The following is a 26793-nucleotide window of genomic DNA, read 5'->3' on the forward strand; positions in this document are numbered from 1 at the left end:
CGGCCACCGTCCACCGGCGGCTGCCGGCACCCCGGGAGTGCCGAGGGCCGGGGCGGGCACCGCCGAGATCAGCGGCGGGGGTCCCGCTCTCGGCGCAAAATCGCGGCCGGGATCGCCATGGCGCGGAAGCGGTCACGGACGGTCCGGATGTCGGGCAGCCTGCCGATCACTTCATGGACGAGCTCATGGGCACGCCCAACCGGCGGCCGCCGGCGGTCCTCAGCAGCCCCGGTGCGGTCGGTGGTCAGGGCGCTGCCGGCGCGGCACATCCTTCTACGACCGGGGCGGCGTCACCGCGTCGGCTCCAGGATGCGCTCGAGTGTCCGGCGGCCCATCGCGCTCATCGTCGGATTGCTCTCGGCGTAGTACCAGACGAGGCCCATCGCCTGTTCGAAGGCCCATGCCCTGCCGCGCTCCCACTCCAGATCGTCGCAGGCCAGTGCCCGCCGGAGCACCTCCCGTGGGCCCGGTCGCAGCAGGTGCCAGGCGCCGACCAGATCCAGCGCCGGGTCGGCCGGGCCGAAGCCGCCGGTGTCGAGTACGCCGCCGAGCCGGGCGCCCGCGACCAGTACGTTGCCGGGAATCAGGTCGCCGTGGCTCATCACATCGGGAGCCGTGCGCGGCAGCTCCCGGAAACGGCTCCACAGGTGGCGCAGCCGGGGCACGTCGAGCAGCCCTTCGCTCTCCTCGAAGCACGTCGCCATCCAGTCGTCGTGGTCGGCGAGGACGCCGCCACGGTTGTCCCCGCTGAAACGCCGCCCCCGCGTCTCGACGTCCCGCAGCCCTGCGATGAAGGCCGCGAGGTCCTCGGCGAAAGCGTGCGACCCGCTCGGGTCGGCGTCGAAGGCGACTGTTCCCGGCAGCCATGTCTGGACCGACCACGGCATGGGGAAACCCGCTCCGGGTTTCCCCAGGGCGACGGGTTCGGGAACGGGGAACCGGGACACCTGTGCCAGCTCCGCGCTCGCCCGGGCTTCGCGTTCCAGGACGGCCAGCGCCTCCGCGGGATCGGTCCGACGCAGCGGGAAACGCGCGGAGAGGTCGTCCCCGACGCGGAAGACGGCGTTGACCGTCCCGGTCGACGGCCGGCGCCGGATCGGCCTGCCGCTCCACTCGGGGAACTGTTCCCGGATCAGGGTCGCGACGATGTCGGTGGTCACGTCCACTTGGTCGTCGTGCATGGTCATGCTCGCAGGCCCTTCCCCGGATCCCTGCCGACAGCCGTACGAGGCGCCGCCGGCGGGCCGGATCAACGGAGACGACCGCCACGTTCGCATGCTCCAGAGCCCTGATCAACCGGGTTTTCGGGCAGGCACCGCCCGATGCCCGGGCGGCGTGACTCCGGCACGGGGCCCCGGAGATCACGCCGCCGGGACCTGCGTCCCGGGCGGCCCCCGCCCACATGCATGTCGGATTCTCGCTAGCCCCGGCCCTCCCGGGCCACGGATGCTGGGGAATGTGCATGAGGACTTCGAGCGCTGTGTGCGCGCCGTGCAGTCGAAGGACGCCCGTTTCGACGGGTGGTTCTTCACCGCGGTGCTGACCACCCGCATCTACTGCCGGCCCGGCTGCCCCGCGATGCCGCCGAAACCAGAGAACATGAGCTTCTACCCGAGCGCGGCCGCTGCCCAGCAGGCCGGCTTCCGCGCCTGCAAGCGCTGCCGCCCCGACGCCGCACCCGGTTCCCCGGAGTGGAACGAGCGGGCGGACCTGGTGGCTCGCGCCATGCGCCTGATCGCCGACGGGGTCGTCGACCGGGACGGTGTGCCGGGGCTCGCGGCACGTCTGGGCTACAGCTCCCGGCAGGTCGAGAGGCAGCTGCGGGCCGAGCTCGGCGCCGGGCCGCTGGCCCTCGCCCGGGCGCAGCGGGCGCAGACGGCCCGGCTCCTGATCGAGACCTCGGCGCTGCCCATGGCCGACGTCGCCTTCGCCGCGGGCTTCAGCAGCATCCGCACCTTCAACGACACCGTGCGCGAGGTCTTCGCGCTCACCCCGAGCGAGCTGCGCACGCGGGCGGCCCGGGCGCGGCATTCCGTACCCGCTCCCGACGTGTCGGGCTCCCTGGCACTGCGGCTGCCCTTCCGGGCGCCGCTGTGCCCCGGCAATCTCTTCGGGCATTTGGCCGCGACCGCCGTGCCGGGCGTGGAGGAGTGGCGGCAGGGCACCTACCGCCGCACCCTGCGGCTGCCGCACGGCCATGGGATCGTGGCCCTGCGGCCCGAGCCCGACCACATCGCCTGCCGGCTCTCCCTCACCGACTGGCGGGATTTGTCGCACGCCATCAGCCGCTGCCGGTGGCTGCTGGACCTGGACGCCGACCCTGTCGCCGTCGACGCGCTGCTGCGGGAGGACCCCCTGCTCGCCCCTTACGTGGACGAGGCTCCCGGGCGCCGGGTGCCGCGCACGGTGGACGGGGCGGAGTTCGCGGTGCGCGCCGTGCTCGGGCAGCAGGTGTCGACCGCCGCGGCGCGCACCCTGGCCGGCCGGCTGGCGGCGGCGCACGGCGAGCCCGTCACCGATCCCGGGGGCGGCCTGACCCGCCTGTTCCCCTCCCCATGGGCGCTGACCGGCCTGGACCCGCAGTCGCTGGCCATGCCGCGCACCCGGCGTGACACCCTGCGGACCCTGGTCGCCGCGCTCACCGAGGAGGGCCTGGACCTGGACGTCGGCAGCGACTGGGAGAAGGCACGGCGGCAGCTCACGGAGCTGCCGGGCTTCGGCCCGTGGTCGGTCGAGGCGGTCGCGATGCGGGCGCTCGGCGACCCGGACGCCTTCCCCGTCACCGATCTGGGCGTACGGCTGGCGGCGGAAAAACTGGGCCTCCCGGCCACCCCCGCCGCCCTCGTCCGGCGGGCCGCCGCCTGGCGACCGTGGCGCGCCTACGCCGTGCAGCACCTGTGGGCCACCGGCGACCACCCGATCAACGTCCTGCCCGACGAACGAGCCTGAGGAACGATCATGTCCCTTCGCACACACACCCTGATCGACAGCCCCGTCGGACCGCTGACCCTGGTCGCGACCGACGGCGTCCTGACCGGTCTCTACATGACCGCGCAGCGCCACCGGCCCCCGGAGGAGTCCTTCGGCATGCGCCGCGCCTCCGACGAGTCCCCGTTCGTCGGGGCCGCCGAACAGCTGGAGGGCTACTTCGCGGGCGAGTTGACCGCCTTCGACCTACCGCTGGACCTGCGCGGCACCCCCTTCCAGCAGCGTGTCTGGGCCGCCCTGCGGTCCATCCCGTACGGCTCGGTGGTGACATACGGTCAGCTGGCGGAGGAGCTCGGCAGCCCCGGCGCGTCGCGCGCCGTCGGGCTCGCGAACGGACGCAACCCGGTCGGCGTCATCGTGCCCTGCCACCGGGTGGTCGGGGCGTCCGGCAGCCTCACCGGATACGGGGGCGGGCTGGAGCGCAAGAGGTACCTGCTGGACCTCGAGCGCGGGTTGACATCTCACATGTGAGATAGTCTCCCCCCATGGGAGACGACTACCTCGCGCGTATCGGCAAGCTCATCCGTGACGCCCGCCAGCACCGCGGCTGGACACAGGCCCAGCTGGCAGAGGCTCTCGGGACGAGTCAGAGCGCGGTGAACCGTATTGAACGCGGTAACCAGAACATCAGCCTTGAGATGATCGCCCGGATCGGTGAGGCGCTCGACAGCGAGATCGTCTCCCTCGGCTACGCGGGGCCCATGCACCTGCGCGTCGTCGGCGGCCGTCGGCTCTCCGGCTCCATCGACGTCAAGACCAGCAAGAACGCGTGCGTCGCACTGCTGTGCGCCACGCTGCTGAACTCCGGACGGACCACCCTGCGCCGTGTCGCGCGGATCGAGGAGGTCTACCGCATCCTGGAGGTGCTCAGCAGCATCGGCGTGCGCACCCGCTGGATCAACGACGGCAACGACCTGGAGATCGTCCCGCCCGCGCGGCTCGAGCTGGACGCCATGGACACCGACGCCGCCCGCCGCACCCGCAGCGTGATCATGTTCCTCGGGCCGCTCATGCACCGCACCGACCGCTTCCGCATCCCGTACGCGGGCGGCTGCGACCTCGGCACCCGTACCGTCCAGCCGCATATGACCGCGCTGCGGCACTTCGGGCTGGACGTGACCGCCACCAGCGGGATGTACCACGCCCGGGTCACCCCCTCGGTGGCCCCGCGGCGGCCCATCGTCCTGACCGAGCGCGGCGACACCGTGACGGAGAACGCGCTCCTGGCGGCCGCCCGGCACGACGGGGTGACCGTGATCCGCAACGCCAGCTCCAACTACATGGTCCAGGACCTGTGCTTCTTCCTCGAGGAGCTGGGCGTGCGAGTGGACGGCATCGGCACCACCACGCTGACCGTGCACGGCATCAAGGACATCGACCGGGACGTGGACTACGCGCCCTCCGAGGACCCGGTGGAGGCCATGAGCCTGCTGGCCGCGGCCGTGGTCACCGAGTCCGAGCTCACCATCCGCCGGGTGCCGGTGGAGTTCCTGGAGATCGAGCTGGCGGTCCTGGAGGAGATGGGCCTGGACCATGAGCGCACGGCCGAGTACCCCGCCGCCAACGGCCGCACCCGGCTGATCGACCTCACCGTGCGCCCCTCCAAGCTGCGCTCCCCCATCGACAAGATCCACCCCATGCCCTTCCCAGGCCTCAACATCGACAACGTGCCCTTCTTCGCGGCCATCGCCGCCACCGCGCAGGGCTCGACCCTCATCCACGACTGGGTCTACGACAACCGCGCCATCTACCTCACCGAGCTGACCCGGCTCGGCGCCAACGTCAAACTGCTGGACCCGCACCGGGTGCTGGTCGAGGGCCCGACCCGCTGGCGCAGCGCCGAGATGATGTGCCCGCCGGCCCTGCGGCCCGCCGTGGTGACGCTGCTGGCGATGCTCGCCGCCGAGGGCACCTCGGTGCTGCGGAACGTGTACGTCATCAACCGCGGCTACGAGGAACTGGCCGAGCGCCTCAACTCCATCGGGGCGCAGATCGAGACCTTCCGCGACATCTGACCGGCGTGGTGCCGTGCCCCTTGGAGGCAAGGGGCACGGCTGAAGCGGCCCCGCGCAGCCGACGCACCGAAGGACCCGCGGTCTGGTCTCCGCGGGGCCATTCGCATGTACCGCGGAGAGTCGTCCGCGGTCACACGAGGGGGCTGTCCGGCATGGACTCCCAACGCGGCTCCCTCGGCGGCCACCCTCGCGGGAACGACTTCTCGCGCAGCAACCGCCGCAGGAACTCGGTCACTCCCCCGTCGACCAGCAGGAAGGCCGGGCACTGACGGAATGCCACGGCGACCTGCCATCGCTCACCGGCCACGCCGGGTACGAGCAGGCAGACGTCGCCGTTCCAGCCGTGATACGCCCAAGGTACGACGCTGTCCCACGCGGCCACCACCGGCGCGGCGATGTCCGGCACATCCTGGAACGCGGCATGCAGGTCCCGCCGCAACTCACGCATGAAAGTCAGCAGCGGGTCATCGCCCTGGGGGTGCGGAACGAAGAGGTGCTCGAAGAGAACACCGTCGCCGAATCCGTCGACGAGCTCCTTGTAGTCGTCGGGGAGTTCGCGGCCGAGCCAGTCCTCCACGGCCTGCCAGGACTCGGGGGAGGCGGGGCGGAAACGCTCCCGCTCCCCCAGGAGCGATTCGATGGGGCCCGGCAACTCCGTTACCTCTCGTGGGTCTTGGAGGAGCACACCGGGTCCTCGCCGGCCGCCGAGTCGATCACGTGGCAGTCGACGTCCATGCCGCGGTTTCTGTGCGCCTCCACGTGGCTTACGTTCAGGATTCCGGAATGCGGTCCCGGTACACGGGCGTCCCCTCGTAGTGCACTACCGGGCTGCCCCTGATCTGGTTGGCGATGGGTTCTCGATCGTAATCATCGTCGGCGTGTTCGCGGCGCGGTGCAGCGGCACCAGGTTGCGCAGGCCGGTGCCGGAGCCACCGATCCGGCAGCCCGCGAGGTGACCGCGAGGGCGGTTGCGGCCCGGCGGGAGCTTCCAGAAGTCCTGGGTGTCACCATGCCGGGCCGTCACCAGGCGGTCCCGGTGCCGCCGGCAGTGTCCTCCGGCCCGGAGAAGTTGCCGCCGATGCCGGTGGCTCACGCGGTCGCGACGGCCGGGAGCAGGGGGCGTGCCGGTGGGGCCGGGAACCCCTTGGCTCCCCGCGAGGCAGCCGTGATAGTCATGCTTCCGTCACGGATCATGGCCCGGGGGGAAGGGCCAGGCCAGGAGGGGGTCTTCATGAGTTCGGTCCGCCGGCATCCCGGCGTCGCGGCGGCGCCGGGGATACCGGAGCGCACGCCCGCGTTCTCGCTGAAGCGTTGGGCGCCACGTCCGCCGGCCCGGGTGGACCCGGCGCTCGGCGAGCCCGCTCTCGCGCGGCTCCGCACGTCCGCCGCGGCCGCCGACTGGCCCGCTGTGAAGGAGCAGTTGTCCGCGGTGACGGACGGCTGGGAGCTGAGCTGGCTGGTCGACAACGCCCTCGACGTCGGCGGCTACGAGCGGTGGTTGCCCAAGGTCGTCGAAGCGGAACCCGAGTGCGGGACGGCCCTGCTGGTGGCGGGGGCACGGCAGGTGCAATGGGCCTGGGAGGCCCGCACCAGGGCCCGGGCCTCCCAGGTGTCCCAGGAGCAGTTCCGGGTGTTCCACGAGAGGCTCGAAGCGGCGGAGGACCTGCTGTACCGGGCCGCCGAGCGCGAGCCGGAGTCAGCCGCCCCGTGGTACTTCCTGCAGCGGTCCGGCCGGGGGCTGGGGGTCGGCGCCGACCTCGCGCGCCTCCGCTTCGAGGCGACGGTTCGGCGCTGCCCCGGGCACCTGGGCGCCCATCTGGAGCGCCTGCAGCAGGTGTGCCGCAAGTGGGGCGGCTCGTACGAGGAGATGCACGCCTTCGCCCGGGAGTCGATGCTCGGCGCCCCCGAGGGCAGCGCGCTCGGGGTGCTTGTCGCCGTCGCTCATCTGGAGCACTGGCTCGATCTCGAGCCCGGTCGCGACAGCGCCTACATCCTGAGCGACGCGGTGGCGGAGCAACTGCACGAGGCCGCGGACCGCTCGGTCCGCCACCCCGCCTTCGGGCGCCCCACCGGCTGGGCGCACGTCCTCAACACCTTCGCCATGTCCTTCTCCCTGACCGGCGAGAACCCGTCCGCCGCCGCGGTGTTCGCGGCGCTCGGCGGACTCGTCACCGCCGACCCCTGGGAGTACCTCGACAGCGCCGACCCGCGGGTGCCCTACCGCGCCATGCGCTCCGCGGCCGGCCGCCACTGACCGCCGCCGCCCCACCGCCCGTCCGCCCACGCCGGCACCCCTGCGTTCGCGCACCGACCAGAAGGCCACCCAGGTGTCCCAGCCCACGTCCCCGTCACCGTCCCAGACAGCCCACACCTTCCAGGTAGACCTGCGCGGCCTGGTCGACCTTCTCTCCCACCACCTCTACTCCAGCCCCCGCGTCTACCTCCGGGAACTGCTGCAGAACGCCGTCGACGCGATCACCGCCCGGCAGGCGGTCCAGCCGGGCGCGCCGGCGAGGATCACCGTGCGGACCGGTGAGACGCTCAGCGTCACCGACACCGGTGTCGGGCTGAGCGAGGCCGATGTGCACACCTTCCTCGCCACCATCGGGCGCAGCTCCAAGCGCGCCGCAGACGGGGAGATCGAGGCCGCCCGCGGCGACTTCATCGGCCAGTTCGGCATCGGCCTGCTCGCCTGTTTCGTGGTGGCCGACGAGATCACCGTGGTCAGCCGCCCGGCCACCGCCTCCGGCGCCGGCGCCGTCGAATGGCGCGGTCGCTCCGACGGCAGCTACACGATCCGCACGCTCCCCGCCGACGCGCTGCCCGAGCCGGGCACGCGCGTGACGCTGACCCCGCGCGCGGACGCCCGCGAGTGGACGGAGCCCGAGCGGGTCGCCTCGCTGGCCCGGCACTACGGCAGCCTGCTGCGGCACGAGGTCACCGTCGTCGACCCGCGCGGCGAGAGCGCCCAGGTCAACGAGACCCCGCCGTGGGAACGACGCCACGGCTCGCCGCTCGCCCGCGCCGAGGCGCTGGCCGAGCACTGCCGCGCGACGTTCGGCTTCACCCCGCTCGACACCATCGACCTCGACCTGCCCGTCGCCGGGCTGCGCGGTGTGGCGTACGTCCTGCCGACCGCGGTGAACCCGTCGGAGCGGGCCGGGCACCGGGTGCATCTGAAGGGCATGCTGCTCTCGGACCGGGCCGCCGAACTCCTCCCGGACTGGGCCTTTTTCGTCCGCTGCGTCGTGGACGTCACCAGCCTGCGCCCGACGGCCTCGCGTGAGGCGCTGTACGAGGACGAGACGCTGGCCGCCGTCCGCGAGGCCCTCGGCGCCCGTATCCGGGACTGGCTGACCGGGCTCCCGGCCAGCGACCCGGTGCTGCTGCAGCGCTTCATCGACAGCCACCACCTCGCCGTCAAGGCGCTGGCCCGCTATGACGACGCGCTGCTGCGGATGCTGCTGCCGTGGCTGCCCTTCGAGACCACGGACGGCAACGTCACCCTGGAGGAGTTCGCCCGCGCCCACCCCACGGTGCTGGTCACCCGCAGCGTCGACGAGTTCCGGCAGGTCGCCCCGATCGCGGCGGCGGCCGGGCTGGGCGTCGTCAACGGCGGTTACACCTACGACCGGGACCTGGTGCACCGGCTGCCGGAGATCCGTCCCGGCACCACGGTCACCGACCTGGACCCCGCCACGGTGACGGCGCACCTCGACCCCGTCGACTCGGCCGCCGAGATCTCCGCCGCCTCCTTCCTGACCGTCGCCCGCGAGGTCGTCGGCCAGTACGACTGCGACGTCGTGCTGCGGGCCTTCCAGCCGGTCACGGCGCCCGCGCTGCTCCTGGACAACCGCGAGGCGCGCCACGAGCGCACCCGGGCCGGGCTCGCGGAGAGCAGCGACGGTCTGTGGGCGGACATCCTCGGCTCCCTGCGCACGCAGGCCCCGCGGGCGCAGCTCGTCCTCAACCACCTCAACCCGCTGGTGCGCCGGGCCGCCGGCATCACCGAGCGGGGGCTGGCGCTCTCCACGGCAGAGGCCCTGTACGGGCAGGCGCTGCTGCTCACCCGGCGGCCGCTGAAGGCATCGGAGAGCGCGCTGCTCAACCGGGCCTTCATCGGCCTGCTCACCCATGCCATGCACGACCAGGACACGCCCACGTCCGGTCCGGACGCCGAGGAGCACTGATGCTGGACACCCCCGAAGCCGTGTTCGAGGCGCTCCGCGAGAACAACGAGCGCCCCTACGGGACGCCGCGTACGGTGACGGCCGAGGAACTGGTGGAGGCGGCCGCGCAGTTCGAGGAGAAGGACGTCCTCGTCACGGCGCTGCTCGAACTCATGACGGCGTACGAGTACGCCGCAGAGCACCGCAAGTCCCCGGTGGTCTTCGCCCGGATCCTGAAGCTGTGGGAGGAGGCGCCCGGCTCCTTCAGCGAGTGGGAGGCCCGCCAGGTGCTGTGGCGTTACAAGTGGGTCACGACCTCGCTGCTCCAGGTGCCCGACGTCCCGCTCACGGCGGTCGACGGGTGGGTCGCCCAGATGGGCGAGCGCTACCGCTCCGCCGGCGAGGGCGTGCAGCCGGTGGCGGCGATGCGGCACCGCATCGCCGCGCACACGGGCGCGGACCTCGACGCGGCCTGGGACCTGTGGGTCACCCGGCCCCGGGAACCGCTCAGCGACTGCCTGGCCTGCGAGACCCGGCACCAGGGGCTGCACCACCTGGCGGCGGGCGACGACGATCAGGCCCTGAGCGTCTGGGAACCGGTCCTGACCGGCGTCCAGAGCTGCGAGGAGGAGCCCTGGGTCACCCAGGCCCACGCCCTGCTGCCGCTGCTGCGCCTCGGCCGCACCGACGAGGCCCGCTCGTACCATCTGACCGGCTACCGGCACGCCCGGGGCCGCGTCGGCATGGCCGAAGAGGTCGGACTGCACGTGGAGTTCTGCGCGCTGTCGGGCAACGAGGGCCGGGCGCTGGAGATCCTCGCCGAGAACCGCGCCCTCTTCGACGTCACCGGGGCACCGCTGTCGCTGCTCGGCTTCCTGACCGGGGTCGAGGTGCTCACCCGGCGCCTGGTCGACCAGGGGTACGACACGACGCCCGTCGCCGGACCACTGGGACGCACCTGGACGGCCCGGGAACTGCTGGAGCACGTGCGCGAGCAGGGTGACGCCCTGGCCACGGCCTTCGACCGGCGCAACGGCACCGCCACCGTCGGCGACCGCCGCCGGGCCCGGCTCGAGCGGCGACCGCCGCTCGCCGAGCCGCTGCCGCTCGGGCTGCGCACCGCGACCGTGCCGTCCCCTGAGGGCGCGCCCGCCGTCCCGGCGCCTGCCGCGGCCGCGGCCGTGCCGGAGGTGCCGGAGGACTTCGTCGCACTGGTCGAGCGGGCCCGCGAGATGGACGACGCGGGCCGTCCCGGGGACGCGGAGCTGTGGCGCGAGATCGCCGGGCGCGTCGGGGCCGAAGGCCATGTCCACGACCCCCGGCTGGGCTCGGAGGCGCGCCTGCGGGGCGAACTGGCCGAGCACCGCGCCTTCGCGGCCCTGGAGGAGGAGGACCTGGCGGCGGCGAGGGCCGCACTCGCCGAGGCACGGGAGCTGTTCGCCGAGGCCGGCCTGCCCGGGCGGGTGCTGGCCGCCCGTGCCCGGCTGGCCTCGGTGGGCGAGGAGCCCGGCGCGGAGGCGGGCGGGGCGTGGGCGGAACTGGACGCGGTGCTGCCCGAGGCCCGTGCGCTGGTGGACGGTGCCGTGGTGGACGGTGCCGCCACCTCTGAGGTCCGGCGGGCCTACCTCGTGGTGCTGCAGTGCCGGGCCTTCCTCGCGCACACCGAGGCGACGGCCGCGCTGCCCGACGTCCCGGAGCGGACGCGCGAGCGCTTCGAGGCCGCGGTGGCCGAGGCCGTGGCGGAGTCCGAGCGGCTGGGCTCCCCGGAGCGCACCGCCAACGCCCGGATGTTCGTTGCGGATCTCGCGGCGCGCTCCGGGGAACTGGACCGGGCCGAGCAGGAGCTGCGGAACGTGCTGCGGGCCGTGGAGGAGGCCGGGACGCCCTGGCGGGCCACACGCCCGAGGGGGCTGCTCGGCCAGGTGCTGCTGCAGCAGCACCGCCCCGAGGAGGCCATGGAGCAGTTCCGCGGCGCGCTCGCGTCGGCCGCCGCGTACGGCGACACCGCGTTCCCGGTGGCGCGCACCCACGCGCTGCTCGGCCACGCCGCCCACCACGCGGGCGACCTGGGCGCCGCCGTGCGCCATCTGTCCGACGCGGCGGCGCGGCTGGACCGTGAGGGCGACGCTCCCGGCGCCGCCGAGCTGCGGGTGGAGTTGGCGGATGTGCTCGCCCGCGCCGACCGGCAGGCGGACGCCGTCGCCGTGCTGGAGTCGCTGGTCTCGGACGAGGCCGCGGCCGCGGCCGCCATGGACGAACGCGCCCTGGCCCAGGCCCGGCTGCTGCTGGCACGGGGTCTGCGGGAGCTGGCGGAGCACCGCGCGAGCGCCGAGCAGTTCCTGCTGCTCGCCGACGCCGTCGAGCCGTGGGAGGAGCAGTCCACCCACACGCTCGTGGCCTCCGAGGCCGCCGTCGCCCTGCTGGCGGCCGGCCGCGAGGACGCGGCGCGCGCCGCGTACGAGCGCGCCGTCGCCTCGCACGCCAAGGGACCGAACCCGCACGCGGTCGCGGAGATGATGCGGGACTTCGCGGCGCACGCCGTGTCGGCCGGTGGCCCCGAGGGCCTGGAGGCGGCCTTGGGCCACCTGCGCGAAGCCGACGAGGTGGTGGCGGCCGTCCCTGCGGACGACGAGGACATCGCCCTCTGGTACGAGACCGGCTCCACGCACTACCGGCGCGGCAGGGTCTACGCCGGCGCCGAGCGCTTCACCGAGGCGCTCGCCGAACTGGAGCGGGCGATCGCCGCCCACGAGGAGGGCGGACCCCGGGGTGAGGCGCCGCGCGCCGAGGCCGTCCGGGTCGCCGCGCTGGTCGAGGCGAACGGGCTGGACCGACCTCAGGCCGCCCTGGCGCGCCTGCGTGCGGCGGTCGTCCGCTGCCGGGAGGCCGGGCTCGACCACGCGGTCGAGATCCTCTCCCGCCTCGCCGACGAGGTCTCCTCGCGCCGCCGGGGCTGACGCCCCGGGACGAAGACGGCGACCGTCCCGGAGGGCGGTCGCCGTCCGCCCCGAGGGTGGTGGGCCGCCCCGCCGGGCGGGTCCGGGGGCGGACGGGCTTCAAGGACACACCTCGGATACAGCGGTTTTCGTCCGCGGTCTCGACCACCGCACCGGCCGGCACCTCGACGCGACGAGCCCACCGGTCGGCGTCGCCTTCGCCCGGACCGGGCCTGGTCGCCGGCCCCGGCAAAGGCCCTGTCTTGCCTGCCTTGCCTGCCTTGCCTGCCTTGCCTGCTTTGCCTGCCTTACCTGCCTTACCGGGTCAGGACAGCACGGCCAGGCCGTCGAGTTCGACCATGGCCTCCTCGTCCCACAGGCGGGTGATGCCGATGACCGCCATCGCCGGGTAGTCGCGGCCGGCCAGGGCCCGCCAGATGCGGCCGAGTTCGGGCGCGTGGTCGCGGTAGGCGGCGACATCGGTGGTGTGGACGGTGAGCCGGGCGAGGTCGGCGGGGCTCCCGCCGGCGGCCTCGAGCGCGGTGAGCAGATTGATCAGCGCGTGCTCGAACTGGGCGGGCAGGGTGTCCCCGACGACCTTGCCCGAGGAGTCCAGCGCGGTCTGGCCCGCGAGGAGGACGAGGGTGCGGCCGGTGGCGGTGACGGCGTGGCTGAAACCGGTCGGCGGCGAGAGCTCGGGCGGGTTGATCCGGTGGAGGGTCATGCGAAGAGCTCCTTGGCGATGATGGACCGCTGGACTTCGGTGGCGCCTTCGTAGATTCGCGGTGCGCGGACCTCGCGGTAGAGGTGCTCCAGGAGGTGGCCGCGCTCCAGGGCCCGGGCCCCGTGGATCTGCACCGCGGCGTCGACGGCGTACTGGGCGGTCTCCGTGGCGAAGAGCTTGGCCATGGCGGAACTGCGGGCGGTCCCCGCGTCGCCGCGGTCGTAGGCCTCGGCGGCGGCGTAGACCAGCAGGCGGGCGGCCTCGGTACGGGTGGCGATCTCGGCGAGGACGTGCGCGACGGCCTGAAGGTCCTTCAGGGGCGCGCCGAAGGCGGTCCGGGAGGCGGCGTGGGCGGTGGCCGCGTCGAGAGCGGCCTGCGCCATCCCGACCGCGAAGGCGCCGACGCTGGGCCGGAAGCGGTTGAGGGTGGTCATGGCGACCCGGAAACCTCGGTCGACCTCGCCGAGCACGTCCTGCTCCCCGACCGGTACGGCGTCGAAGCGCAGCCGCCCGATGGGGTGCGGGGAGAGCATGTCGAGGGGTTCGCCGGTGAGCCCCGGGCGGTCGGCGGGGACCGCGAAGGCGGTCACGCCGCGGGCGCCGGCGCCGGGGGCGGTCCGGGCGAAGACCGTGTAGACGTCGGCCTCGGGGGCGTTGGAGATCCAGCACTTCTCGCCGGTGAGCCGCCAGCCGCCGTCCGGTGCGGGCTCCGCGGCCAGTTCGAGGGCGGCGGCGTCGGAGCCGGCGCCGGGCTCGGTCAGGGCGAAGGCCACGACGGCCTCGCCGGAGACGACCCGCGGGATCCATCGCGCGGCCGGTTCCGGGGACTGCAGCAAGGGGTGGGCGCCCAGGCCCTGAAGGGCGAGCGCCGTCTCGGCCTCGGTGCACTCACGGGCCAGGGACTCGCGCAGCAGGCAGAGCTCCAGCGCGGTGCCGGGGAAGAGGCGGCCCAGCAGGCCGAGTTCGCCGAGGGCGGCGAGCAGCGGGCGGTTGACCCGCCCGGGTTCGCCGGACGCCGCGAGCGGCCGGAGCCGTTCGGCGGCCCAGTCGCGGACCTGTGCGCACCACTTGAGCTGTTCCGGGTCGAGCGCGAACGATGCCACGCGGCACCTCCCGTATCGCGTACCGTTGACTGCCGTCACAAACACGTTACGCTGAATCCGTCCGCAACCAGGGGCCAACGAGGGGCGAACCCGCCATGGACCTGCTGCCGTCAGCACACGTGGACACGTTCCCGCGGGATCACCTGCCGCCGCGTGACCAGTGGCCCGTCCTCACCCAAGACCTCCCCGAGCTGGCCTATCCGGACCGGCTCAACTGCGGTGCCGAACTCCTCGCCGCCGGCCTGCCCGAGGCGCCCTGCCTGCGGATGCCGGGCGGCGAGGTCTGGTCGTACGCGGACCTGCGCGCCGCCTCCGACCGCATCGCGCACGTGCTGACCGACGATCTCAAAGTGGTGCCCGGCAACCGCGTGCTGCTGCGCGGCCCCACCACGCCCTGGTTGGTGGCGTGCTGGTTCGCCGTCATGAAGGCCGGGGCGGTGGCGGTGACGGTGCTGGCGGCGCACCGCCCGCACGAGCTGGCGACGATCTGCGAGATCGCCGCGGTCCGGCACGCGCTGTGCGACGTCCGCGCGGTCGACGACCTCGCCAAGTGCGAGGCCCCGGGGCTGCGCATCACCACGTACGGCGGTGAGGCGCCGGACGACCTGCTGCGGCTCGCCGCCGGGCGCCCGGACTCCTACGCCGCGGTGCCGACCTCGTCCGACGACGTCGCGCTGATCGCCTTCACCTCCGGCACGACAGGACGCCCCAAGGGGTGCATGCACTTCCACCGGGACGTGCTGGCGATCGCCGACACCTTCTCGGCGCACATACTGCGGCCCACCGCCGTGGACGTGTTCGCCGGCAGCCCGCCGCTCGGCTTCACCTTCGGACTCGGCGGCCTGGTCGTCTTCCCCCTGCGGGCGGGGGCGTCGGCGCTGCTCATGGAGCAGGCCGGACCCGAGCAGCTCGCCCGGGCCGTCGCGGAGCACTCGGTGACGGTGCTGTTCACCGCGCCCACCGCCTACCGGGCGATACTCGCCTCGCACGGCTCGCGCGACCTCTCCTCGCTGCGGCGCTGCGTGTCCGCGGGCGAGAATCTGCCCGAGGCGACCTGGCACGCCTGGCGCGAGGCGACGGGGCTGCGCATCATCAACGGCATAGGGGCCACGGAGATGCTGCACATCTTCATCTCCGCGGCCGACGACGCGATCCGCCCGGGCACCACCGGCCTGCCGGTCCCGGGCTTCCAGGCCCGGGTCGTCGATCCCGTGACGCTCTCCCCCGTACCGGACGGCGAGCCGGGACTGCTCGCCGTGCGCGGCCCCACCGGCTGCCGCTACCTGGCCGACGAACGGCAGCGGGAGTACGTGCGGGACGGCTGGAACCTTACCGGCGACACCTACGTGCGCGAGGCGGACGGCTACTTCCGCTACGTGGCCCGCGCCGACGACATGATCATCTCGTCGGGGTACAACATCGCGGGCCCCGAGGTCGAGGATGCGCTGCTGCGCCACCCCGACGTGCGGGAGGCGGCGGTCATCGGTGTGCCGGACGACCAGCGCGGCCAGATCGTCCGGGCCTGCGTCGTGCTGCGCGACGGGCCGCCGCGCGACGAGCACACGGCCGAGGCGCTGCGCGCCTTCACCCGGGAGGAGATCGCGGGCTACAAGTGCCCGCGCGAAATCGTCTTCCTCGACGCCCTGCCCCGCACGCCCACCGGGAAGCTGCAGCGCTTCCGGCTGCGCGACCTACAGTGATCGCGTGACCGAGCACACCCCCAGTTCACTGATCCTCACCTTCTTCGGCGCCTACGGCCGGGCCGACGGCTGGGACGGGCGGATACCCGTCGCCGGGCTGATCCGGCTGATGGGCGCCGTCGACGTGGACCCGCAGTCGGTGCGCTCGGCGGTCTCCCGGCTCAAGCGCCGCGGGCTGCTGGAGCCGGACCGGGTCGGCGGCGCCGCTGGCTACGGCCTGTCCGAGGACGCCCGGCAGCTGCTCGCCGACGGCGACCGGCGCATCTACGGTCACCCGGCCGGCGGTGCGGGGGACGGGGAATGGGTGCTCGCGGTCTTCTCCGTCCCGGAGAGCGAACGCCACAAGCGGCACCTGCTCCGCTCCCGGCTGGCCCGGCTGGGCTTCGGCACCGCCGCACCGGGCGTGTGGATCGCGCCCGCCCGCCTCCGCGAGGAGGCGCAGCACACCCTGCGCCGGCTCGGCCTCGACCCGTACGTGGACCTCTTCACCGGTGCCCACCTCGGCTTCGAGCCGACGGCCGCGGCCGTGCGCCGCTGGTGGGACCTCGACGCCGTCGCCGAGCGCCACCACGCCTTCCTCGGCGCCCACGAGCCGGTGCTGCGCTCCTGGGCCGCCCGCCGGACCACCCCGCCGCAGGAGGCCTTCGCGGACTACCTGCGCGCCCTCGACTCCTGGCGCCGCCTCCCCTACGCCGACCCCGGCCTGCCGCCCGCCCTCCTCCCGCCCGACTGGCCCGGCGGGCGCGCGGCAGCGGTCTTCGAGGACCTGCACGCGCGGCTGCGCGACGCGGGAGCGGCGTTCGCGCGGTCAGTCGATCGCATGACGTGACCGGCCCCCGCGGCTGATCGTTGGGCACGACGCACGCCCACGCCGCCCGGCGGGGCATAACCTGGCCGCATCGGAGCGAAACCATGACGATCGAGGAGGTACGCGAGATGGCACTGCCCGCGACCGAACGCTCGGGCTCCGGCGGCGACGCGGTGCTCGCCGCCTTCCTCGACCTCACGGTCCCCGAGGGGTACCGCGCCGAGCTGATCGAGGGGGAGATCGTCGTGACCCCGCCGCCCGACGGAGACCACGAGGACATCCTCGGCCGCTTCGTCCGCCAATTGATCCGCAAGTCCCCCGCAGAGTTCTACACCTCCGGCGCCAGAGGGCTCATCACTCCTGCCGGGCGCTTCATCCCCGACCTGACGGTGGGCCCCGAAGGCGTGTTCGCCGGCAAGGACTCGTGGTGCGCCCCTGACGGCGTGGTCATGACCGTCGAGGTGACGCCGACCCGACCCGACAAGGACCGCGGCCCGAAGCGGCGCGGCTACGCGGCCGCCGGCATCCCCTTCTACCTGCTGGTGGACCGCACCGAGGGCACCGTGAGCCTCTACAGCGAGCCGGACGCCGAGGACTACCGCCAGGACGTCCGGGTGCTGTTCGGCAAGGAGCTCGAGCTTCCCGAGCCCTTCGCGTTCGCCCTCGACACCTCCCTCTTCGGCTGACCCCGGGCCGGCCGCGCCTCACACGTCCAGCGTGAGCCGGGGCCGGGGGGCGTCGGTGCGGCCCGTGGGCGGGCGGCGGCTGCCCGCCTGGTACGGGAGGGGCCAGGGGGCGCCGGGGCCGGAGTAGCCCTGCTCGGCGGCGGCGTGCAGCGTCCAGTGGGGGTCGTAGAGGTGAGGGCGGCCGAGCGCGCACAGGTCGGCGCGCCCGGCGAGGAGCAGGGAGTTGACGTCGTCCCAGGAGGAGATGGCGCCGACCGCGATGACGGGCACGCCCACTTCGTTGCGGATCCGGTCGGCGTAGGGGGTCTGGTAGGAACGGCCGAAGTCGGGGGCCTCGTCCGGGACGACCTGGCCGGTGGAGACGTCGATGGCGTCGGCGCCGTGGGCGGCGAAGGCCCGGGCGATCTCGACCGCGTCGCCGGCGGTCGTTCCGCCCTCGGCCCAGTCGGTGGCGGAGATGCGGACGGTCATCGGCCGGTCGTCGGGCCACACCTCGCGGACGGCGTCGAAGACCTCCAGCGGGAAGCGCAGCCGCCCGGCCAGGTCGCCGCCGTAGGCGTCGGTGCGCCGGTTGGTGAGCGGCGAGAGGAAGGACGACAACAGGTAGCCGTGGGCGCAGTGCAGCTCCAGCAGGTCGAACCCGGCGCGTGCGCCGCGCGCGGCGGAGGCGGCGAACTGATCGCGGATCGCGGCGAGCCCGGCGGCGTCCAGGGCGTCCGGGACCTGGCTGACCCGTGGGTGGTACGGCAGCGGGGAGGGCGCGGTAAGCGGCCAGTTGCCCTCGGGGAGCGGCTGGTCGATGCCCTCCCACATCAGCCGGGTGGAGCCCTTGCGGCCGCTGTGGCCGAGCTGGAGGCCGATGGCGGCGCCGGGCCGGGCGTGGACGAAGTCGGTGACGCGACGCCAGGCGGCCTCGTGCCCGTCCGTCCACAGGCCCGTGCAGCCGGGGGTGATCCGGCCCTCGGGGCTGACGCAGACCATCTCGGTCATCACGAGGCCGGCGCCGCCGAGGGCGCGGGCGCCGAGGTGGACGAGGTGGAAGTCGCCGGGGGTGCCGTCGGTGGCGGAGTACATGTCCATCGGCGAGACGACGACACGGTTGCGCAGGGTCAGCCCGCGCAGGGTGAAGGGGGTGAACATGGGCGGGGTGTCCGGCCCGGTGCCGAACTCCCGCTCCACCGAGGCGGTGAACGCCCGGTCGCGCAGCCGCAGGTTGTCGTGGGTGACCCGGCGGCTGCGGGTGAGCAGGTTGAAGGCGAACTGCCGGGGCGGCTGGGCGGTGTACTGCCCCAGGTGCTCGAACCACTCGAGGCTGGCCCGTGCGGCGCGCTGCGTGCTGGCGACCACCGGCTTGCGCTCGGCCTCGTAGGCGGCGAGCGCCTCCGGGACGCCGGGCTGTTCGTGCAGGCAGGCGGCGAGGGCGAGGGCGTCCTCCATGGCGAGCTTGGTGCCGGAGCCGATGGAGAAGTGCGCGGTGTGGGCGGCGTCGCCGAGCAGCACGATGTTGCCGTGCCTCCAGCGTTCGTTGACGACGGTGGTGAAGGCGATCCAGCGGGAGCGGTTGCCGCGCAGGCCGTGGCCGTGCAGTGCCTCGGCGAAGATCTTCTCGCAGCGGGCGACGGACTCGGCCTCGTCGAGCCTGTCCAGTCCGGCGCGCCGCCAGACGTCCTCGTGCATCTCGACGATGAAGGTGCTGGCGTCCTGCCGGTACGGGTAGCCGTGGGCCTGCATCACGCCGTGCTCGGTCTCGGCGATCTCGAAGCGGAAGGCGTCCAGCACAAGGTCGGTGGCGAGCCAGATGTAGCGGCAGCCGTGCCCGGTGAGGGTCGGCCGGAAGACGCCGGCGTGGGCGGCTCGGGTGGCGCTGCCCGCTCCGTCGGCGGCGACGACGAGGTCGTGGTCGCGGGCCAGCGCCTCCGCCGCCGGGGCGGCTTCGCGGGTGCGGACGGTCACGCCGAGATCCCGGCAGCGGTCGTGGAGGATCGCCAGCAGGGTGCGCCGGTCCACCGCCGCGAAGCCGTGGCCGCCGGAGGTGACGGCACGGCCGCGGTGGCGCACGTCGATGTCGTCCCAGCGGGTGAACTCCCGTTCCAGAGCGCGGAAGACGACCGGGTCCGCGTGCTCGATGCCGCCGAGCGTCTCGTCGGAGAGCACGACGCCGAAGCCGAAGGTGTCCTCGGGCGCACCACGCTCCCAGACGGTGATGTCCCGTTCCGGGTCCAGGCGTTTGAGCAGCGCGGCCGTGTAGAGCCCGCCCGGGCCGCCGCCGATGATGGCCGCCCGCACGGCTACCGGCCCTTCCAGTTGGGGCTGCGCTTCCCGGTGAACGCGGCGTGGAACTCGGCGTAGTCCTCACTGGTCATCAGCAGCGCCTGGGTCGCGGCGTCCATCTCCACGGCGGCGCCGAGCGGCATGTCGAGTTCCGCGGTGAGCAGGGCCTTGGTCTGGGCGTACGCCAGCGCGGGGCCGGCGGCCAGGCGTTTGGCGAGGGCGGCGGCGCTCGCGTCGGCCTGGCCGTCGTCGACGAGCTCGCTGACCAGGCCGATGCGGTCGGCCTGCTCGGCGCCCACGGTGTCGCCGAGCATCAGCAGCCGGGTGGCGTGGCCGAGGCCGACGATGCGGGGCAGCAGGTAGGCGGCGCCCATGTCGGCGCCGGCGAGGCCGACTTTGGTGAACAGGAAGGCGAAGCGCGCCGAGCGCTCGACGATCCGGAAGTCGCTGGCGAGGGCGATGACGGAACCGGCTCCCGCCGCGACGCCGTGCACGGCCGCGACGACGGGGAAGGGCGCCTCGCGGATGGCGCGGACGACCTGCCCGGTCATGCGGGTGAAGTCCAGGAGCTGCCCGGCGCCCATGGCGAGCGTGGCGCCGATGATCTCGTCGACGTCGCCGCCCGAGCAGAAGCCGCGTCCGGCCCCGGCGAGCACCAGCACACGGGTGTCGCCGTGGTGCGGCAGCTCGGTGAGCAGGTCGCGCAGGTCGGCGTAGGCGCCGAAGGTGAGCGCGTTGAGCTTGTCGGGGCGGTCGAGGGTGACGGTGACGACGCCGTCGGCGCGCTCCACCCGCAGGTGCCGCCATTCCTCGGTCCGGCCTGCGGAGCCTCGGTAGGGGCTCATGGGCACGTCCTCCTTCACGGTGGAGGCAGGCTTGCCAGCACCGTGAAGTTATCACTCCTTCGTGACTGCCGTCACGAGTGCGCGATACGCGCGCGGCGCCTCAGGCGCCTGCCAGCGTGGCGACGAGGACGGCCTTGATGGTGTGCATCCGGTTCTCGGCCTGGTCGAAGACGATGGAGTGCGCCGACTCGAAGACCTCGTCCGTGACCTCCAGCGAGGCCAGCCCGTGCCGTTCGTGGATCTGCTGGGCCAGGGTGGTGCCGAGGTCGTGGTAGGCGGGCAGGCAGTGCATGAACTTCGCGTCGGGACGGCCGGTGGCCCGCAGCACGTCCATGGTCACGGCGTACGGCTTCAGCAGGGTGATGCGCTCGTCCCAGACCTCGGCGGGCTCTCCCATCGACACCCACACGTCGGTGTGGACGAACTGCGCGCCGGCGACGCCCTCGGCGACGTCCTCGGTCAGGGTGACGCGCGCGCCGCTGGCCCGCGCCAGGCGCCGGGCCTCGGCGACGACCGACTCCTGCGGCCACAACTGCTCCGGGGCGACGATGCGCACGTCCATCCCGAGGAGGGCGCCGGTGACCAGCAGCGAGTTGCCCATGTTGGAGCGGGCGTCGCCGAGATAGGCGTAGGCGGTCTCCTCCAGCGGCGAGGCCGAGTGCTCGGCCATGGTGAGCACGTCGGCGAGCGTCTGCGTCGGGTGCCACTGGTCGGTGAGGCCGTTCCAGACCGGTACCCCGGCGTGGGCCGCCAACTCCTCGACCACCTCCTGGCCCGTCCCGCGGTATTCGATGCCGTCGAACATCCGGCCGAGCACGCGGGCGGTGTCCTTCACCGACTCCTTGTGGCCGAGCTGGGACCCGGCCGGGTCCAGGTAGGTCGTGGACGCGCCCTGGTCGGACGCGGCGACCTCGAAGGCGCAACGGGTGCGGGTGGAGGTCTTGGCGAAGATCAGTGCGATGTTCCGGCCGGCGAGCCGCCGGACCTCGGTGCCCGCCTTCTTGGCCGACTTCAGCTCGGCGGCCAGCTCCACCAGGTGGCGGAACTCCTCCGGGGCGAAGTCCAGCTCCTTGAGGAAGTGGCGGCCCGTGAGGTCGATGGCCATGGGGGCTCCTAGGTCGAGGTCGGCCGGGTGCCGAACATGAGTGCGCCGGGACTTGCGGAAGTCTATACGAAGTCTTGCATCCTTATACAGATTCTCGTGTGGCGGCTCCCGCGGACCCGGGCGCGGACCGCCCGGTCAGACCGGGTCCCGCTCGACGGGGCAGCTCATGCAGCGCGGACCGCCGCGGCCGCGCCCCAGTTCGCTCCCCGGGATCTCTATGACCTCGATGCCGCGCTTGCGCAGGTGGGTGTTGGTGGTGACGTTGCGCTCGTACGCCAGGACGACACCCGGCTCCAGGGCGAGCACATTGCATCCGTCGTCCCACTGCTCGCGCTCGGCGGAGTGGACGTCCTGGGTCGCGGTGAGCACCCGGATGCCGTCGAGGCCCAGGGCCGCCGCGATGGCCCGGTGCATGTCCTCCGGCGGGTGGTCGGTGACCTTGAGGTCGCGCTCTCCCACGCCGGGCTCGATGGTGTACGAGCGCAGCATGCCCAGGCCCGCGTACTGGGTGAAGGTGTCGCCGTCGACCATGGTCATCACGGTGTCCAGGTGCATGAAGGCGCGGCGCTTGGGCATGTCCAGGGCCACGATCGTGCTGGCCGATCCCGAGGTGAAAAGGCGCTGGGCGAGCATCTCCACCGCCTGTGGAGTGGTGCGCTCGCTCATGCCGATGAGGACGGCGCCGTTGCCGATCACCAGGACGTCGCCGCCCTCGATGGTGGACGGATAGGCGGCCTGGCCCTCGGACCACACATGGAAGGAGGCGCCCGCGAAGAGCGGGTGGTGGCGGTAGATCGCCTCGTAGTGCGTCGTCTCGTGCCAACGGGCGGGCCAGCGCATCGCGTTGATGCTGACCCCGTCGTACACCCAGGCCGAGGTGTCCCGGGTGAAGATGTGGTTGGGCAGCGGGTCGAGCAGGAAGTCGTCGAGGTCCATCACGTGGAAGCGGACCGAGACCGGCTCGGCGAAACGGTCGAGGAACTCCCGCTTGGTCATGCCGCCGACCAGGGCCTCGGTCAGCTCGCCCGCGGACAGCTCGTCGAAGGCGGCGCGCAGGTGGTCGGTGACCACCGGACCGTACTCCTTCTCGTCGAAGACCCGGTCGAGCACCATGCGCCGGGCCTCGGGCAGGCCCAGCGTCTCCCGCAGCAGGTCACCGAAGAGGTGCACGACCACACCCCGGTCGCGCAGCACGTCGGCGAAGCCGTCGTGCTCGGCACGGGCCCGGCGCACCCACAGGACGTCGTCGAAGAGCAGGGCGTCCTTGTTCGACGGCGTGAGCCTTTTCAGCTCCAGGTCGGGGCGGTGGAGGATGACGCGGTGCAGCCGCCCTGCCTCGGAGTCCACATGGAATGCCATGGAACTAGACATTCCCACTTGGCAGGGGTTCACCTCCTGGGCGGGGCGGGCACACGGGCGCCCGCCCCCGACCCCTCAAAGCCGGGGGTCCACCGGCTCCGACTCCAGGGACAGGACGGCGAAGACCGCCTCGTGGACGCGCCACAGGGGCTCGCCCGCGGCCAGCCGGTCCAGCGCCTCCAGGCCCAGCGCGTACTCGCGCAGCGCGAGGGAGCGCTTGTGGCCCAGGGCCCGCGAACGGAGCCTGACCAGCTGGTCGGGACGGGTGTACTCGGGACCGTAGATGATCCGCAGGTACTCCCGGCCCCGGCACTTGACACCGGGCTGGACCAGGCGGTTGCCGTCCTGGTCGCGCACCAGGGCCTGCAGCGGCTTGACGACCATGCCCTCGCCGCCGGCCTCGGTCAGCTCCAGCCACCACCGCGTGCCGGCGGCCACCGACTCCTCGTCGCGGGTGTCGACCAGCGTCCTGCGGGTCTCCTGCAGCAGCCCCGTCGGGTCGCCCGCGACCAGGCGGTCGATCAGCGCCAGCTGCTCGTCGTGCGGGAGGGCGGCGAGACTGCGGCCCTGGACGGCCAGGATCTGGAAGGGCGCCAGCCGCACCCCGTCCAGGCCCTCGGTCGTCCAGCAGTAGCGCCGGTACGCCTCGGTGAAGGCGGCGGCGTCGGCGGACCGGCCGCGCTGCCGCTCCAGCAGGCCCGCGACGTCGGTGCCCCGCGCGGCGGCGGACTCCAGGGCGGCGAGCGCACCCGGGAAGACCGCGCCTGAGGCGGCGCCCACGGCGGCGTACTGCCTGCGCAGCAGGCCGGAGGCCTTCAGCGACCAGGGCATCAGCTCGGCGTCGAGCAGCAGCCAGTCCGTGCCGAGCTCCTCCCACAGCCCCGCGGCGGTGACGGAGGCCCGCAGCCGGTCCAGGACCTGCTCGGTGACGCCGGGGTCGTCGAAGAACGGCCGGCCCGTGCGGGTGTGCAGGGCGCCCGTCACTCCGCCGGTCACCCCGAAGCGCTCGCCGGCCGCCTCCGCGTCGCGGCACACCAGCGCCACGGCGCGGGAGCCCATGTGCTTCTCCTCGCAGACGACCTGGCCGACGCCGTCCGCCCGGTAGGCGGCGAACGCCTCGTGCGGGTGCTCCAGGTAGCCCTCCAGCTGCGAGGTCGCGCACGGCGACATCGTCGGCGGCAGGTACATCAGCAGGCGGGGGTCGACCGCGAAGCGGCTCATGACCTCCAGCGCGGCGGCCGCGTTCTCCTCACGGACGGCGACCCGGCCGTGGTGGGCGGTCTCCACGACGCGGCGGCCGCTGACGTCGGCCAGGTCGAGCGGCCGCCCCTCGTGCCCTCCGGGCGCCTCGGAGGCGAGCGGCTTGGCCGGCTCGTACCAGACCCGCTCCGCGGGGACGTCGACGATCTCGCGCTCGGGCCAGCGCAGGGCCGTCAGCCGGCCGCCGAAGACGGCGCCGGTGTCCAGGCAGATCGTGTTGTTGAGCCATGTGGCGCTCGGCACGGGGGTGTGGCCGTAGACGACGGCGGCGCGGCCGCGGTAGTCCTCGGCCCACGGGTAGCGCACGGGCAGCCCGAACTCGTCGGTCTCGCCGGTGGTGTCTCCGTACAGGGCGTGCGAGCGGACCCGGCCGGAGGTGCGGCCGTGGTACTTCTCGGGCAGGCCCGCGTGGCAGACGACCAGTTTCCCGCCGTCGAGCACGTAGTGGCTGACCAGTCCCGCGACGAACGTGCGCACCTGCTCCCGGAAGGCGGGGTCGTGCTCGTCCTCCTTCTCCAGCTGCTCGATGGTCTCCGCGAGGCCGTGGCTGTGCTGGACGTTCTTGCCCCTGAGCCAGCGGCCCAGCTTGTTCTCGTGGTTGCCGGACACGCACAGAGCACTGCCTGCGGCGACCATGCCCATGACGCGGCGCAGCACACCGGGGCTGTCGGGGCCGCGGTCGACGAGGTCGCCGACGAAGACGGCGGTGCGTCCCTGCGGGTGCACGCCGTCGACGTATCCCAGCTTGCCGAGCAGGGTGTCCAGCTCGGAGCCGCAGCCGTGGACGTCGCCGATGACGTCGAACGGGCCGGTCAGGTGGCGCAGGTCGTTGTAGCGGCGCTCCAGCACGACCTCGGCCGCGTCGACCTCCTCGACGCCGCGCAGGATGTGCACCTTGCGGAAGCCCTCGCGCTCCAGCTGCCGCAGCGAGCGGCGCAGCTCCCGCTGCTGGCGCTGGACGACGTGCCGGGGCAGGTGGGCGCGGTCGGGTCGCGCCGCGTTGCGCTCGACGCAGACCTGCTCGGGGACGTCCAGGACGATCGCGATGGGCAGCACGTCGTACTCGCGGGCGAGACGGACGAGCCGGCGACGGCTCTCCCGCTGCACGCTGGTGGCGTCGACGACGGTCAGCCGGCCGGCGGCGAGCCGCTTGCCCGCGATGTAGTGGAGCACGTCGAAGGCGTCGCCACTGGCGCCCTGGTCGTTCTCGTCGTCGCTGACGAGACCGCGGCAGAAGTCCGAGGAGATCACCTCGGTGGGCTTGAAGTGGCGCCGGGCGAAGGTTGACTTGCCGGAGCCGGTGGTGCCGATCAGGACCACGAGGGACAGGTCGGTCACCGGGAGGGTGCGCTTGCCGGTCATGCGGTCGTGACCTCCTTCGTGGTCAGGGTGAAGACGGCCATCTGGGTGGGCGGGCCGACCTCGGGGTCCTCGGGGCCGACGGGGACGAAGCGCACGCCGTAGCCGTAGCGTCCGGCGACCCGCTCGGCCCACGAGCGGAACTCCTCACGCGTCCACTCGAAGCGGTGGTCCGCGTGCCGGGCGTGCCCGGCCGGCAGCGTCTCCCAGCGCACGTTGTACTCGACGTTCGGCGTGGTCAGCACGACGGTCGAGGGGCGGGCCGAGCCGAAGACGGCGTACTCCAGCGCGGGCAGCCGGGGCAGGTCGAGGTGCTCGACGACCTCGCTGAGCACGGCGGCGTCGTAGCCCTTGAGGCGGGCGTCGGTGTAGGTCAGGGAGCCCTGCACCAGCCGGACGCGGGAGGACTGCTGCTCGCCCATGCGGTCGAGCCGCAGCCGCCGGCGGGCCTCTCCGAGGGCGCGGGAGGACACGTCGACGCCGAGGATCTCGGTGAAGCGCGGGTCCTTCAGCAGCGCGCCGACCAGCTGCCCCTGGCCGCAGCCGAGGTCGAGGACACGGCTCGCCCCGGCCTCGCGCAGCTCCGCGAGGATCGCCTCGCGGCGCCGGACCGCCAGCGGCAGCGGCTTCTCCTCGGTGTCCACCTCCTCGTCGACGGCGTTGTCCAGCTCCCCGGCCTCGCTGTCGTCGGCTTCGGCGAGCCGGGCCAGCTCCAGCCGCTCCGTGGCCTGCCGGGTCAGCGACCAGCGACGTGCGAGGTAGCGGCTGGTGATCAGCCGCTGCTCCGGGTGGGCGGCGAGCCATCCGTCGCCCATCCGCAGCAGCTTGTCGACCTCGTCCGGCGACACCCAGTAGTGCTTGGCGTCGTCCAGGACCGGCAGCAGCACGTACAGGTGCCGCAGGGCCACGGACAGCCGCAGCTCACCTTCGAGCGCCAGCCGCACGTAGCGGGACTCGCCCCATGCGGGGAATCGCTCGTCCAGCTCGACCGGTTCCGCCTCGACGGCCCAGCCCAACGGCTCGAAGAGCCGGCGGACGAGGGCGGCGCCGCCGCGCGCGGGCACGGCGGGGATCTCGATCCGCAGGGGCAGCGGCTGCGCTGCCCGCTCGGGGCGGGCGTCGCAGACGCCCCTCAGAGCGCTGGCGAACACCGTGCGCAGGGCGACCGCCAGCAGCGACGACGCGGCGTACGGCCGGTCGTTGACGTACTGGCCGAGCGCTGAGTCGGGGGCTCCGCCCCTGCCCTTGCCCTTGCCGCGCCGCACGAGTGCCACCGGATCGACCTCCAGCAGCAGCGCGGCGGTGCACCGTTGCTCGGACGCCTCGGGGTAGAAGACGTGGGCGTCGCCGTAGGAGGTCGAGAAGACCTGCGCCTTCTCCGGATGCTTGTGCAGCAGGAAGCCGAGGTCCGTGGCGGGCGTGCCGCCGCTGCCGGTGGTGGTGATCGTCAGGAACACCGCCCGAG

20 protein-coding genes are annotated in these 26793 nt (G+C 73.4%); 9 read left to right on the forward strand and 11 right to left on the reverse strand.

Annotated features, from left to right (window positions below; translation table 11 throughout):
* Window positions 1-290: 290 nt before the first annotated feature.
* Window positions 291-1187 (reverse strand): aminoglycoside phosphotransferase family protein, encoded by an 897-nt coding sequence (locus ACRWND_RS08180; protein ID WP_431947496.1) that lies wholly within the window; start codon window positions 1185-1187, stop codon window positions 291-293.
* A gap of 271 nt (window positions 1188-1458) precedes the next feature.
* On the opposite strand from ACRWND_RS08180, the gene ACRWND_RS08185 reads away from it, so the two are divergent.
* The 3 genes from ACRWND_RS08185 to ACRWND_RS08195 are packed head-to-tail and all read left to right on the forward strand — an operon-like array spanning window position 1459 to window position 5003.
* Window positions 1459-2949, forward strand: coding sequence for an AlkA N-terminal domain-containing protein (locus tag ACRWND_RS08185; protein ID WP_431947498.1), 1491 nt, complete (start codon window positions 1459-1461; stop codon window positions 2947-2949).
* A gap of 9 nt (window positions 2950-2958) precedes the next feature.
* Window positions 2959-3459, forward strand: coding sequence for a methylated-DNA--[protein]-cysteine S-methyltransferase (locus ACRWND_RS08190; RefSeq protein ID WP_431947500.1), 501 nt, complete (start codon window positions 2959-2961; stop codon window positions 3457-3459).
* Window positions 3460-3473: 14 nt separating this feature from the next.
* Window positions 3474-5003 (forward strand): UDP-N-acetylglucosamine 1-carboxyvinyltransferase, encoded by a 1530-nt coding sequence (locus ACRWND_RS08195; RefSeq protein ID WP_431947502.1) that lies wholly within the window; start codon window positions 3474-3476, stop codon window positions 5001-5003.
* Window positions 5004-5133: 130 nt separating this feature from the next.
* On the opposite strand, the gene ACRWND_RS08200 is transcribed toward ACRWND_RS08195, so the two are convergent.
* Complete coding sequence (locus ACRWND_RS08200; RefSeq protein WP_431947504.1) at window positions 5134-5655, reverse strand: SMI1/KNR4 family protein; 522 nt, start codon at window positions 5653-5655, stop codon at window positions 5134-5136.
* Window positions 5656-5823: 168 nt separating this feature from the next.
* Window positions 5824-6096 carry a DNA/RNA non-specific endonuclease gene (locus ACRWND_RS08205; protein WP_431947505.1) on the reverse strand — a complete coding sequence of 91 codons (273 nt, stop codon included), beginning with the start codon at window positions 6094-6096 and terminating at the stop codon, window positions 5824-5826.
* A gap of 138 nt (window positions 6097-6234) precedes the next feature.
* Here ACRWND_RS08205 and ACRWND_RS08210 point away from each other — a divergent pair, with 138 nt between their 5' ends.
* The 3 genes from ACRWND_RS08210 (at window position 6235) to ACRWND_RS08220 (ending at window position 12129) form a co-directional block, all read left to right on the forward strand.
* Entirely contained in the window at window positions 6235-7257 is a 1023-nt protein-coding gene (locus ACRWND_RS08210; RefSeq protein WP_431947508.1) for a hypothetical protein, read from the forward strand.
* A 73-nt stretch (window positions 7258-7330) separates the two neighbouring features.
* Window positions 7331-9193 (forward strand): HSP90 family protein, encoded by a 1863-nt coding sequence (locus ACRWND_RS08215; protein ID WP_431947510.1) that lies wholly within the window; start codon window positions 7331-7333, stop codon window positions 9191-9193.
* Window positions 9193-12129 carry a hypothetical protein gene (locus tag ACRWND_RS08220; protein WP_431947512.1) on the forward strand — a complete coding sequence of 979 codons (2937 nt, stop codon included), beginning with the start codon at window positions 9193-9195 and terminating at the stop codon, window positions 12127-12129. Before ACRWND_RS08215 ends, ACRWND_RS08220 begins: the two co-directional genes overlap by 1 nt.
* Before the next feature lie 304 nt (window positions 12130-12433).
* Here ACRWND_RS08220 and ACRWND_RS08225 read toward each other — a convergent pair whose 3' ends face one another.
* Both ACRWND_RS08225 and ACRWND_RS08230 read right to left on the reverse strand, forming a co-directional pair.
* Entirely contained in the window at window positions 12434-12832 is a 399-nt protein-coding gene (locus ACRWND_RS08225) for a RidA family protein (protein WP_431947514.1), read from the reverse strand.
* Window positions 12829-13935, reverse strand: a complete 1107-nt coding sequence (locus ACRWND_RS08230; protein WP_431947516.1) for an acyl-CoA dehydrogenase family protein — start codon at window positions 13933-13935, stop codon at window positions 12829-12831. The genes ACRWND_RS08225 and ACRWND_RS08230 overlap by 4 nt, the downstream gene beginning before the upstream one ends.
* A gap of 95 nt (window positions 13936-14030) precedes the next feature.
* On the opposite strand from ACRWND_RS08230, the gene ACRWND_RS08235 reads away from it, so the two are divergent.
* The 3 genes from ACRWND_RS08235 to ACRWND_RS08245 all read left to right on the forward strand — a co-directional run bounded on the left by ACRWND_RS08235 (window position 14031) and on the right by ACRWND_RS08245 (window position 17129).
* Window positions 14031-15635 (forward strand): AMP-binding protein, encoded by a 1605-nt coding sequence (locus ACRWND_RS08235; protein ID WP_431947517.1) that lies wholly within the window; start codon window positions 14031-14033, stop codon window positions 15633-15635.
* Window positions 15636-15639: 4 nt separating this feature from the next.
* Complete coding sequence (locus tag ACRWND_RS08240; RefSeq protein WP_431947519.1) at window positions 15640-16464, forward strand: PaaX family transcriptional regulator; 825 nt, start codon at window positions 15640-15642, stop codon at window positions 16462-16464.
* Window positions 16465-16547: 83 nt separating this feature from the next.
* Window positions 16548-17129: a Uma2 family endonuclease gene (locus ACRWND_RS08245; RefSeq protein WP_431947521.1), complete on the forward strand. Its 582-nt coding sequence runs from the start codon at window positions 16548-16550 to the stop codon at window positions 17127-17129.
* Between the two features lie 18 nt (window positions 17130-17147).
* On the opposite strand, the gene ACRWND_RS08250 is transcribed toward ACRWND_RS08245, so the two are convergent.
* From ACRWND_RS08250 to ACRWND_RS08275, 6 genes are all read right to left on the reverse strand, one after another.
* Entirely contained in the window at window positions 17148-19415 is a 2268-nt protein-coding gene (locus ACRWND_RS08250) for a bifunctional salicylyl-CoA 5-hydroxylase/oxidoreductase (RefSeq protein ID WP_431947523.1), read from the reverse strand.
* Window positions 19416-19417: 2 nt separating this feature from the next.
* Window positions 19418-20245, reverse strand: coding sequence for an enoyl-CoA hydratase family protein (locus ACRWND_RS08255; RefSeq protein WP_431947525.1), 828 nt, complete (start codon window positions 20243-20245; stop codon window positions 19418-19420).
* A gap of 100 nt (window positions 20246-20345) precedes the next feature.
* Window positions 20346-21350 (reverse strand): ornithine carbamoyltransferase, encoded by a 1005-nt coding sequence (gene argF, locus ACRWND_RS08260; RefSeq protein WP_431947527.1) that lies wholly within the window; start codon window positions 21348-21350, stop codon window positions 20346-20348.
* A 135-nt stretch (window positions 21351-21485) separates the two neighbouring features.
* Window positions 21486-22709 (reverse strand): arginine deiminase, encoded by a 1224-nt coding sequence (locus ACRWND_RS08265; RefSeq protein WP_431947529.1) that lies wholly within the window; start codon window positions 22707-22709, stop codon window positions 21486-21488.
* Between the two features lie 75 nt (window positions 22710-22784).
* Window positions 22785-25331 carry a polynucleotide kinase-phosphatase gene (locus ACRWND_RS08270; RefSeq protein WP_431947531.1) on the reverse strand — a complete coding sequence of 849 codons (2547 nt, stop codon included), beginning with the start codon at window positions 25329-25331 and terminating at the stop codon, window positions 22785-22787.
* Window positions 25328-26785: a 3' terminal RNA ribose 2'-O-methyltransferase Hen1 gene (locus ACRWND_RS08275; protein WP_431947533.1), complete on the reverse strand. Its 1458-nt coding sequence runs from the start codon at window positions 26783-26785 to the stop codon at window positions 25328-25330. The genes ACRWND_RS08270 and ACRWND_RS08275 overlap by 4 nt, the downstream gene beginning before the upstream one ends.
* Between the last annotated feature and the right edge of the window lie 8 nt (window positions 26786-26793).

The organism is Actinacidiphila sp. bgisy167, from assembly GCF_965342175.1.
Lineage (GTDB): Bacteria > Actinomycetota > Actinomycetes > Streptomycetales > Streptomycetaceae > Actinacidiphila.